Annotated in this window: 10 protein-coding genes; 3 read left to right on the top strand and 7 right to left on the bottom strand. The window is 71.8% G+C overall.

All coding sequences use genetic code 11. The features are described from left to right. Positions 1-25: 25 nt before the first annotated feature. The 3 genes from ACWGIG_RS32535 to ACWGIG_RS32525 all read right to left on the bottom strand — a co-directional run bounded on the left by ACWGIG_RS32535 (position 26) and on the right by ACWGIG_RS32525 (position 1,847). Positions 26-979, bottom strand: a complete 954-nt coding sequence (locus tag ACWGIG_RS32535; protein ID WP_453325283.1) for an RNA polymerase sigma factor SigF — start codon at positions 977-979, stop codon at positions 26-28. Further along, positions 976-1,389: an ATP-binding protein gene (locus tag ACWGIG_RS32530; protein WP_185032869.1), complete on the bottom strand. Its 414-nt coding sequence runs from the start codon at positions 1,387-1,389 to the stop codon at positions 976-978. The genes ACWGIG_RS32535 and ACWGIG_RS32530 overlap by 4 nt, the downstream gene beginning before the upstream one ends. Positions 1,390-1,586: 197 nt before the next feature. Then, the gene (locus ACWGIG_RS32525; RefSeq protein ID WP_453325282.1) at positions 1,587-1,847 is read right to left on the bottom strand and encodes a UBP-type zinc finger domain-containing protein; all 261 of its coding nucleotides are present in this window, start codon (positions 1,845-1,847) and stop codon (positions 1,587-1,589) included. A 66-nt stretch (positions 1,848-1,913) separates the two neighbouring features. Here ACWGIG_RS32525 and ACWGIG_RS32520 point away from each other — a divergent pair, with 66 nt between their 5' ends. Beyond that, positions 1,914-3,506 (top strand): Na+/H+ antiporter, encoded by a 1,593-nt coding sequence (locus ACWGIG_RS32520; RefSeq protein ID WP_453325281.1) that lies wholly within the window; start codon positions 1,914-1,916, stop codon positions 3,504-3,506. A 102-nt stretch (positions 3,507-3,608) separates the two neighbouring features. Here the strand turns inward: ACWGIG_RS32520 and ACWGIG_RS32515 are convergent, their stop codons facing one another. From ACWGIG_RS32515 to ACWGIG_RS32500, 4 genes are all read right to left on the bottom strand, one after another. Then, the gene (locus tag ACWGIG_RS32515; RefSeq protein WP_453325280.1) at positions 3,609-4,499 is read right to left on the bottom strand and encodes a 1-aminocyclopropane-1-carboxylate deaminase/D-cysteine desulfhydrase; all 891 of its coding nucleotides are present in this window, start codon (positions 4,497-4,499) and stop codon (positions 3,609-3,611) included. A gap of 86 nt (positions 4,500-4,585) precedes the next feature. Next, entirely contained in the window at positions 4,586-5,176 is a 591-nt protein-coding gene (locus ACWGIG_RS32510) for an N-acetylmuramoyl-L-alanine amidase (RefSeq protein WP_453325279.1), read from the bottom strand. Positions 5,177-5,343: 167 nt separating this feature from the next. Next, positions 5,344-6,522 (bottom strand): globin domain-containing protein, encoded by a 1,179-nt coding sequence (locus tag ACWGIG_RS32505; protein WP_453325278.1) that lies wholly within the window; start codon positions 6,520-6,522, stop codon positions 5,344-5,346. A 163-nt stretch (positions 6,523-6,685) separates the two neighbouring features. After that, positions 6,686-7,129, bottom strand: a complete 444-nt coding sequence (locus ACWGIG_RS32500; protein WP_453325277.1) for an RrF2 family transcriptional regulator — start codon at positions 7,127-7,129, stop codon at positions 6,686-6,688. Between the two features lie 225 nt (positions 7,130-7,354). Here ACWGIG_RS32500 and ACWGIG_RS32495 point away from each other — a divergent pair, with 225 nt between their 5' ends. Then, positions 7,355-8,767: a family 2B encapsulin nanocompartment shell protein gene (locus ACWGIG_RS32495; RefSeq protein ID WP_453325276.1), complete on the top strand. Its 1,413-nt coding sequence runs from the start codon at positions 7,355-7,357 to the stop codon at positions 8,765-8,767. A gap of 124 nt (positions 8,768-8,891) precedes the next feature. Further along, positions 8,892-9,962 (top strand): family 2 encapsulin nanocompartment cargo protein polyprenyl transferase, encoded by a 1,071-nt coding sequence (locus ACWGIG_RS32490; RefSeq protein ID WP_453325275.1) that lies wholly within the window; start codon positions 8,892-8,894, stop codon positions 9,960-9,962. Positions 9,963-10,020 lie beyond the last annotated feature (58 nt).

Raw genomic sequence — 10,020 nt, 5'->3', positions numbered from 1 at the left:
CCCCTGAAGGGGCGCGGGGTGGCGCCTACTCCTCGACCAAGAGCTTTTCGCGGAGTTGGGCCAGGGTGCGGGCCAGTAGCCGGGAGACGTGCATCTGGGAGATGCCGACCTCCTGGGCGATCTGCGACTGGGTCATGTTCCCGAAGAAGCGGAGGAGGAGAATCCGCTTCTCTCGCGGGGGCAGGTCCTCCAGGAGCGGCTTGAGGGACTCGCGGTACTCCACGCCCTCCAGCGCCACGTCCTCGGAGCCCAGGGTGTCCGCGACCGCCGGGGACTCGTCGTCCGTGTCGGGGACGTCCAGGGACAGCGTGGAGTACGCGTTGGCGGACTCCAGGCCCTCCAGGACCTCCTCCTCGGAGATCGCGAGGCGCTCCGCCAGCTCCTTCACGGTCGGTGACCGGCCGTGCTGCTGGGAGAGCTCCGCGGTCGCCGAGGTCAGCGAGAGCCGCAGCTCCTGGAGCCGGCGCGGTACCCGTACCGCCCAGCCCTTGTCGCGGAAGTGCCGCTTGATCTCGCCGACCACGGTGGGGGTCGCGTACGTCGAGAACTCGACGCCGCGGTCCGGGTCGAACCGGTCCACCGACTTGATCAGACCGATCGTGGCGACCTGGGTCAGGTCGTCGAGCGGCTCGCCGCGGTTGCGGAAGCGCCGCGCCAGGTGCTCGACCAGCGGCAGGTGCATCCGCACCAGCCGGTTGCGCAGCTCGGCCTTCTCGGGCGAGCCGTCGGGCAGCTCGCCCAGCTGGATGAACAGGGCCCGCGCACCACTGCGGTCCCGGGGGTTGTGCGGGAGCCCGTGATCCTCGCGCTCCTTGTGAACTTCCGTCTCGTCGCTCATCTGGTCCGCCGCCCGCTCTGCTGACTGAGCTTTTTCCACCGGGGCTTCTTCCACCGGGTGCGGGCGGGCCTGCTGTTCAGGAATCCCGTTCAGCGCCTGCTGGCTGCGCTCGTCGTCCCGCACCGGCCCGTCCCCGTTCATGCCGGACCGGGTCCCGCGCCGCGCTGTTTGTACAGGCTGATGCTGACCGTACGGTCGTCGGCGACGGTCGCGTCGACCTTGCCGGCGAGTGCGGAGAGCACCGTCCACGCGAAGGTGTCGCGCTCGGGAGCACGGCCGTCGGTGGTGGGCGCCGTCACCGTCACTTCCAGTGAGTCGTCCACCAGCCGGAACACACAGCTGAGGACGGAGCCCGGCACGGCCTGCTGGAGCAGGATCGCGCAGGCCTCGTCGACCGCGATGCGCAAGTCCTCGATCTCGTCGAGGGTGAAGTCCAAACGCGCTGCGAGGCCGGCCGTGGCCGTACGCAGCACCGACAGGTAGGCACCCGCAGCGGGCAGCCGGACCTCCACGAAGTCCTGGTTCCCGGGCTCGCCTGCGATAGGGGACACCCTCACCTCCAAGGTGGCACAAGCGGTACGTCTCTTACGTCTATCGCCGGTGACGCTATCGCGATCCGCTGTCCCGTGTCGCCGGGCCCCCCGCCCGCCGAGACGTCACTCATGGTAGGCCCACGAGTACGGACAGTGGCTAGGGGTGTGCGGAGCCCAATTGGGCGGCACCGGTGAGGGGTTGACGTACCCCGGAGTCAGACGATCGAACCGTCGACGAAGCACCAGCGCCAGGTCTCACCCGGTTCGAAGCTTCGCATCACCGGATGGCCGGTGTCGCCGAAGTGCCCGGTGGCGTGCCGGGCGGGCGAGGAGTCGCAGCAGCCGACGTGCCCGCAGTCCAGGCAGATCCGCAGCTGGACGGGGTGGGTGCCGGTGGCCAGGCACTCCAGGCAGGTGTCGCTCAGCGGCTCGGGCTGCGGGTGCGGCAGCTCCTCGACGTGCGGGCAGTCGTTCATGAGGGCCATTGTTCATGATGTACACCGTGTACACGCTGTGCTGCCGACCCGGGACGGACGGAACCGATGGACGCCCTGCCGCTGCTGGCGATGATCGCGGGAAGCGCCGCCGTCGCGGGAATGGCCCGGCGCACTCCGGTGCCGGCGCCGCTGCTGCTCGTCGCGGTGGGGATCGCGGTGTCGTTCGTGCCGGGCGTCCCGGACTTCACGCTCGACCCGCACATCGTGCTGCCACTGCTGCTGCCGCCCCTGCTGCACACGGCGGCGCTGGAGAGCTCGTACCTGGATCTGCGGGCCAACATCCGGCCGGTGGCCTTCCTGTCGGTGGGCTATGTGCTGTTCGCGACCGTGATCGTGGGGTGGCTGGTGAGCCTGCTGGTGCCGGGGCTTCCGCTGACCTCGGCACTGGTGCTCGGCGCGGTGATCGCGCCGCCGGACGCGGTGGCGGCGACCGCGATCGCCAGGAAGCTCGGGCTGCCGCCCCGGATCACCGCGATCCTCCAGGGCGAGTCACTGGTCAACGACGCCACGGCAATCACCGCGTTCAAGGTGGCTCTGGCGGCGGCGGTGGGGGAGGGCGCCAGCTGGAGCGCGGGAGTGCAGGAGTTCCTGATGGCGGCCGTCGGAGGGGTCGGCGTGGGCCTTCTCCTGATGGTCCCGATGCACTGGCTCCGCACCCGCCTCACCGAACCGATCCTCCAGAACACCCTCTCCCTGATGATTCCCTTCGTCGCTTATGCGACGGCGGAGTACGTGCACGCGTCCGGGGTGCTCGCGGTGGTCGTGGTCGCCCTGCACCTCGGGCACCGCTCCTGGAAGGTCGACTTCGCGACCCGGCTCCAGGAGGAGGCCGTCTGGAAGATGGTGTCCTTCATCCTCGAATCGGCGGTGTTCGCACTGATCGGACTGCAGCTGCCGGTGGTGCTGAAGGGGCTGGGTCCCTACGAGGGCTGGACGGTCCTCGGGTACGCGCTCGTGGTGTTCGTCCTCGTGGTGGCGGTGCGGTTCGTGTGGGTCTTCCCGGCGACGTACGCGCCCAGACTGCTGTTCGCACGCGTCCGCAGGCGGGAGCCTGACGTCGACTGGAAGTCTCCGACGATCGTCGGCTGGGCGGGGATGCGCGGGGTCGTCTCGCTGGCCATCGCCTTCTCCATCCCGCTCACGGCCGAGGGCGAACCCTTCCCCGGCCGCAACCTCATCCTCTTCCTCACCTTCACGACCGTGATCGCGACGCTGGGCGTGCAGGGACTGACCCTGGCCCCCCTGATCCGGATCCTCCGACTGCCGCAACGGGACGTCCACGCGGAGACGCTCGCCGAGGCACAGGCCCAGAGCGAGGCGTCGCAGGCGGCCCAGGCCCGTCTGGAAGAGCTGCTCGCGGACGAACGCAACGCCCTGCCGGGCCCGCTCGCGGACCGCCTGCGGACGGTCCTGGAGCGGCGGCGCAACGCGGTGTGGGAGCGGCTCGGCACGGTCAACGAGGAGACCGGGGAGTCGGCGGACGCGACGTACCGGCGGCTGTCCCGGGAAGTCATCGACGCGGAACGGGCGGTGTTCGTGGAGCTGCGGGACAGCCGCCGCATCGACGACGAACTGATGCGGACCCTGCTGCGCAGGCTGGATCTGGAGGAGGCGGCGGCGTGGCGGGCGGAGGAGTAGCAGGTTCAGCCCGTCCGGCGTTTGAGGACGCGCGGACGCAGTCCGTGCACGGGGCGCAGCCCCGGACACCAGCCCCCACCGGCGCGAGCGACGCCCCCCCGGTTACGGGCGCCCCGTGACGACCGCCGCCACCCTGGTGCCCCGGGGGAACGCCCCGTCCTCCGCCAGCGCCACCAGCGCATGGAGCAGCTTGGCCACGTACACCCGCTCCACCCCGACCCCGTGCCGCTCCTCGAAGTCCTCCGCGAAGGCGATCAGCTCCGGGGGCGTGCGCGCGTAGCCCCCGAAGTGGTGGCCGTCCGCCAGGGACCAGTCGCCCACCGTCCCGCCGAACGCCGCGTGCTGGAGCGCGCGGACCTCCGCGTCCAGGAAGCCGCCCGCCAGGACCGGCACGCCGAGAGCCCGCTGTCCCGGTGCCAGCCCCGCCGCGAGACCCGCGAGCGTGCCGCCCGTCCCGCAGGCCACCCCGACGACGTCCGCCACCCCGTGGAGCTCCCGGCCGAGCTCCGCGCAGCCCCGGGCGGCGAGCGCGTTGCTGCCGCCCTCGGGGACGACGTACGCCTCGGGGAAGGGCGTGCCGGGCAGGAGGCCGGCCAGGAATCCGGGATCGGCGCGGCGGCGGTAGTCCGTACGGGACACGAAGTGCAGGTGCATGCCGTCGGCGGCGCACCGGGCGAGCGAGGCGTTGAGCGGCCGTCCGGCCAGCTCGTCGCCGCGCACGACGCCGACGGTGGGGAAGCCGAGGAGGCGGCCCGCGGCGGCGGTGGCGCGCAGGTGGTTGGAGTAGGCGCCGCCGAAGGTGAGGAGGGGGCGGCCCGCGGCGGCCCGGAGATTGGGTGCGAGTTTGCGCCACTTGTTGCCGGGGAGGTCCGGGTGGATCAGGTCGTCCCGCTTGAGCAGCAGCCGTACGCCGTGCCGGCCGAAGCGGTCGTCCTCGACGGGGGTCAGGGGCGAGGGCAGCTGCGGGCGCAGGCCCGGGAGAGCGGAGGGCACCCGCCCATTGTCCCGCCCCTGCCCCGGCCTGCCACAGGCGGTCGTGGTCCCGCCACCGCCACCGCCACCGTCCCCCCGGCCCCGGCCTACTTCAGGCGGTCGTGCACCCTGTCCCGCATCCATTCCATCGTGAAGCCGCGCGGGTCGACCTTGCCCGGCTGCCACTCCAGGTGGCCCAGGACCGAGCGTGCGCCCCAGCCGTGGGCGCGGCAGATCGCGGCCGAGACGCGGGTGATGGCCTGGAGCTGGGCGTCCGGCCAGGGGTCCTTGCCGTCGCCGAGGTTCTCGCACTCGAAGCCGTAGAAGTGCCGGTTGCCGTCGGTGTTGGCCTCGTTGTCCGGCGGCAGGCGCTTCTCGGCGACGACCGCGCGCAGTACGTCGTCGTCGCCGAGCCCGGCGTGGTTGGCCCTGCCGTAGCCGACCAGGTGGACCTTGCCGTCCTTGGCGATCACGCCGTGGCACAGCGGTCCCGGCAGGTTGGCGTGGCCGTCGCGGCACAGCCGGACGGTGGCCTCGGTGCCCTTGGTGACGGTGTGGTGGATCATCACGCCGTGCACCGGGCCCCAGGGGCCGTGGCCGTTCCGGTTGTGGTGGCGCCAGTCGCCCACCTCGACCACGGTCACCCCCTCGGCGCGCAGCGCGGACAGGAAGGTGTCGGCGGAGAGTGGAGTGGCCATGACTGTCTCCCTCGTACGGGACGGGTGAAGCGGAATCGCTTGCACCGCTTGTACCGGAAGGAAGCCGGTGCCGGTAGCCCGTCCGCACCGCGTTCGTACTGCGTGCGAGCCGATTCGGACAGGCGCCGCCAGCCCGTGCACGGCCCCCGCGCAGGCCCCGCACGGTCCTATGCGGCCCTCCACAGGTCGGGGCCGAACACCTCGTAGTGGATGTCCGCCGCAGGTACGCCCTTGGCCAGGAGCTGTTCCCGTACCGCCCGCATGAAGGGCAGCGGCCCGCACAGGTACGCGCGCGTGCCCGCCGGTACGTCCACCCCGGAGAGGTCCACCGGACCCGTGCGGTCGGCCGGGTGGCCCGGCTCCGGCCGCTCGTAGAAGAAGTGGCCCGAGGCCGCCGCGAGCTTCTCCACGAGGAGCCCGTGGTCCGTGCGCAGGGGGTGCGTCGCGGGGGAGCGGTCCGCGTGCACGACCGTCACCGGGGCGGTGTGCCCGGTCGCCGCCAGGTGCTCCAGCATCGACAGCATCGGGGTGCAGCCGATCCCCGCGGAGGCGAGCAGGAGGGGTGCGTCGCCGTCCTCCAGGACCAGATCGCCGTACGGGGCGGAGACGCGCAGCCGGCTGCCCTCGTGCACGCGCGCGTGCAGGTGCTGGGACACCTCGCCGTCGCCGATCCGCTTGACCGCGATCGTACGGAGGGGGGAGCCGGGCGCGCAGGAGACGCTGTACTGCCTGATCTGGCGGGCGCCGTCCGGGAGTTCGACCTGCACGGAGACGTACTGGCCGGGCCGGTGGCCGGGGACGGGGCGGCCGTCCGCCGGGCGGAGCCGGAAGGTGGCGACGTCGGCCGTCTCCTCGGTCCGCCCCGTCACCTCCCAGTCGCGCCAGGTGTCGCCCTTGAGGACGCCGTGCTCCGCGTACAGCCGGTTCTCGGTCGCGATCAGGGCGTTGGCCATCAGCCAGTACACCTCGTCCCAGGCGGCGGCGACCTCCGGCGTCACGGCGTCGCCGAGCACTTCCGCGATCGCCTCGAAGAGGTGCTGGTGGACCACCTTGTACTGGCCTGAGGTCACGCCCAGTGACGCGTGCTTGTGGGCGATGCGGCCGAGCATCGCGTCCGGGCGCTCGTCGGGCCGCTCCACCAGGTACGTCGCGAAGGCCGCTATCGAGCCCGCGAGGGCCTGGCGCTGGGTGCCTGCCGCCTGGTTGCCCCGGTTGAACAGGTCGCGCAGCAGCTCGGGGTGGGCGGCGAACAGCTTCTCGTAGAAGAGCGCGGTGATGTCCTCCACGGCGGCGCCGACGGCGGGGAGGGTGGCGCGGACGGTCGCGGCGGCGGTCCCGGAAAGCATTCAGGGCTCCTCAAGAGGGTAATTGGTATGTGAGATTCGTATTTTTGAACGTGCGGACGTGCGGTCCAGAGCTGGCCGGAATTGGTCGGTGCGGTCGGTGCGGTCGGTGCGGTCGGTGCGGTCGGTGCGGTCGGCGTGGTGGGCGTGGTGGGGGCCTGTCCGGTCAGTCGGCGTGCCGCGTCGCCGAGAGCCCCAGCAGCAGCGGTCCCGTCGGCGCCTTCACCAGCTCGTCCACCGTCAGCGGGTCGAGCGCCGCGAAGAACGCCTCCTGGGCCCTGCGCAGCGCCCCGCGCAGCGTGCACGCGGACCGCAGCGGGCACGGCGTATCGCCTTCGCACTCGACCACGTCGCCGGGTCCTTCGAGCGCGCGGACCACTCCGCCGACCGAAGCCGCCCGGCCTGCCGGTGTGAGCGCGAGCCCGCCGCCGCGTCCCCTGCGTGCCTCGACCAGGCCGAGGTGCTGGAGCCTGGAGACCACCTTCGCGGTGTGCGTGTACGGGATCTCCATGGCCGTCGCCACCTCGCGGGTGGTGGGCAGCTCGCCCTTCTCGACGGCCAGGCGCATCAGTACGCGGAGCGCCAGGTCGGTGAATCTCGTCAGCCGCATGGCTTCACGCTAGGTAACTTGCATCTCAGATGCAACTTAAGCCGGGCCGTCCCATGGGTCAACCCGGTCGCGCGTGATTCCCCCCTCTCCGGTGATCTAGTCACACTCTTTTGTGTAATGGCGCCACGACTCCTCGTGCTGAAAGGCTTCTTCCGCAGGTCAGCAAGCGCCGTCAGCACGTGCCATCGGCACGGTGTGCACAGCACGATTCGAAGAGGGAGTCAGATGTCGGTCGAGGCAGGTTCCGAGATCCGCGAACAGCAGGCACCGCCGCAGCAGAGTCTCGGTACGGCCGCCGCGCGGAACTTGGCGACCACCACCAAGTCCGCACCGCAGATGCAGGAGATCACCTCCCGCTGGCTGCTGCGGATGCTCCCCTGGGTGCAGGTCCAGGGCGGTACGTACCGGGTCAACCGAAGGCTGAGTTACTCCGTCGGGGACGGCCGCGTCACCTTCGTGCAGACCGGCGGCCGGGTGTCCGTCATCCCCGGCGAGCTGGGTGAGCTGCCCGCGCTGCGGACGTTCGGGGACCAGGACGTGCTCGCGGAGCTCGCGCTCCGCTGCGAGCAGCGGGAGTTCGCCGCGGGGGACGTCATCGCGGCGCAGGGCGACAGTGCCGACACCGTCTACCTGCTGGCGCACGGCCGGGTCGAGAAGGTCGGCGCCGGTCCTTACGACGAGGAGCAGGTGCTCGGCACCCTGGCGGACGGCTCGTACTTCGGCGACCAGGCGCTCGTCGAGGAAGACGCCACCTGGGGGTACACGGCGAAGGCCGCGACCGCGTGCACCGTACTGGCACTGACCAGGAACGACGTGCTCACGCTCGCCGACCGGGCGGACTCGCTGCGCGACCACCTCGCGGCGGCCCGCGACCTGCCGCGCCAGCGCACCAACAAGTACGGCGAGGCGCCCATCGACCTCTCCGCGGGCCATGTCGGCGAAGCCCTCGTACCGCACACGTTCGTGGACTACGACGCCGCGCCGCGCGAGTACGAACTGTCGGTCGCCCAGACCGTGCTGAAGGTCCACAGCCGGGTCGCGGACCTCTACAACCAGCCGATGAACCAGACCGAGCAGCAGCTCAGGCTCACCGTCGAGGCGCTCCGCGAGCGCCAGGAGGACGAGCTGGTCAACAACAAGGAGTTCGGGCTCCTCGCCAACTGCGACTACGGGCAGCGGATCCAGCCGCACGACGGCGTTCCCAGCCCGGACGACCTGGACGAGCTGCTGTCCCGGCGGCGCGGCAACAAGTTCTTCCTCGCCCACCCGCGTGCGATCTCCGCGATCGGCCGCGAGTTCAACAAGCGGGGGCTCGTCCCGGACAGCGTCGACATCGCAGGGAACCAGATCCCGGCCTGGCGCGGCGTGCCGATCTTCCCGTGCAACAAGATCCCGATCAGCGACGCCCGCACGACGTCCATCATCTGCATGCGTACGGGCGAGGCCGAGCAGGGCGTCATCGGCCTCCAGCAGGCCGGCATCCCGGACGAGATCGAGCCGAGCCTGTCGGTCCGCTTCATGGGCATCGACGAGCAGGCCCTCATCTCGTACCTGGTGACGGCGTACTACTCGGCGGCCGTCCTGGTGCCGGACGCGCTGGGCGTGCTGGAGGGCGTCGAGATCGGCCGCTGGAGGTAGTCCGGGGGAGACGGGCGAAGGAGGGGACGGCCCGAGGGGGTAAGGGGTGAGTGGGGGTGTTGTCGCCGGGGCACTGCCGACCGGTGCTCAACCCCCCACGCTACGGGAGGAGTTGGCGTTGACCATGACCACGACCCAAGCGGCGGGCGGTCCCACGGAGGGTCCCCCGGGGGGTGCGCCGGAGGGTGCGGTCGACTTCCTCGCCCGCACCAGGGCCGCCGTCGGTCCTCGGCTCCGCGAGACGGTCGATTCGCTGCCCGGCCAGGTCCGCCGGATCGCGCGCTACCACTTCGGCTGGGAGCAGGCGGACGGCACGCCGTCCACGGGGTCTTCCGGCAAGGCGCTGCGTCCCGCCCTCGTGCTCGCCGCCGCGCGGGCCCTCGGCGGCGACCCGCAGAAGGCCGAACGGGCGGCTGCGGCAGTGGAGTTGGCGCACAACTTCACCCTGCTGCACGACGACGTGATCGACGAGGACCCGACCCGCCGGAACCGGCCCACGGCCTGGACGGTGTTCGGCATACCCGACGCGATCATCGTGGGTGACGCGATGTGCGCACTGGCGCTGCGGGTGCTCGCCGAGGATCCGCACCCGGCTTCGGCGAAGGCGTCCGCCCGGCTGTCCGCCTGCATCATCGAGCTGTGCGCGGGCCAGCAGGCGGACTGCGCCTTCGAGAACCGGGCGCCGCAGGACGTCACCATCGACGAATGCCTGACCATGGCCGAGGCCAAGACGGGTGCCCTGCTCGGCTGCGCGTGCGCGCTCGGCGCGCTGTACGCGGGGGCGGGGGACGAGGAGGTCGAGGCGATGGACGCCTTCGGCCGGGAGGCGGGGCTCGCCTTCCAGCTCATCGACGACCTGATCGGCATCTGGGGCGACCCGGCGCACACCGGCAAGCCCGCCGGCGCCGATCTGGTCGCCCACAAGAAGTCGCTGCCCGTCGTGGCGGCGATGGCCTCGGGATCCCCGGCCGCCGCCGAACTGGCGGAGCTCTACCGGGGCCCCGCCATGGACGGGGCCACGGTCCGGCGGGCCGCCGAAGCCGTGGAACGGGCCGGTGGCCGGGACTGGGCGCAGACCCAGGCGGCCGACCGCATGGCCAGGGCCGTGGACCACCTGTCGCGGGCGGTGCCGGACCTCGGTGCGGCGGACGAACTGCTGGCGCTCGCGGAGTTCGTCACGCGCCGCACGCGCTGAGGGCGCGCCGCACGCGTCGAGAGCGTCGAAAGGTACGGGGAGGGGCCCGCCGGGAAGG

The organism is Streptomyces sp. NPDC054863 (assembly GCF_053610825.1).
Note: the sequence above shows the minus strand (reverse complement) of the source record. Positions and strands in the feature narration are given on the sequence as shown.

Excerpts from the sequence above, each read along its gene's own strand:
- ACWGIG_RS32495 (WP_453325276.1), top strand. The coding sequence starts at position 7,355 with ATGTCGGTCGAGGCAGGTTCCGAGATCCGCGAACAGCAGGCACCGCCG.
- ACWGIG_RS32490 (WP_453325275.1), top strand. The coding sequence starts at position 8,892 with ATGACCACGACCCAAGCGGCGGGCGGTCCCACGGAGGGTCCCCCGGGG.
- ACWGIG_RS32500 (WP_453325277.1), bottom strand. The coding sequence starts at position 7,129 with ATGCGGCTGACGAGATTCACCGACCTGGCGCTCCGCGTACTGATGCGC.
- ACWGIG_RS32510 (WP_453325279.1), bottom strand. The coding sequence starts at position 5,176 with ATGGCCACTCCACTCTCCGCCGACACCTTCCTGTCCGCGCTGCGCGCC.
- ACWGIG_RS32525 (WP_453325282.1), bottom strand. The coding sequence starts at position 1,847 with ATGAACGACTGCCCGCACGTCGAGGAGCTGCCGCACCCGCAGCCCGAG.
- ACWGIG_RS32535 (WP_453325283.1), bottom strand. The coding sequence starts at position 979 with ATGAACGGGGACGGGCCGGTGCGGGACGACGAGCGCAGCCAGCAGGCG.
- ACWGIG_RS32505 (WP_453325278.1), bottom strand. The coding sequence starts at position 6,522 with ATGCTTTCCGGGACCGCCGCCGCGACCGTCCGCGCCACCCTCCCCGCC.
- ACWGIG_RS32520 (WP_453325281.1), top strand. The coding sequence starts at position 1,914 with ATGGACGCCCTGCCGCTGCTGGCGATGATCGCGGGAAGCGCCGCCGTC.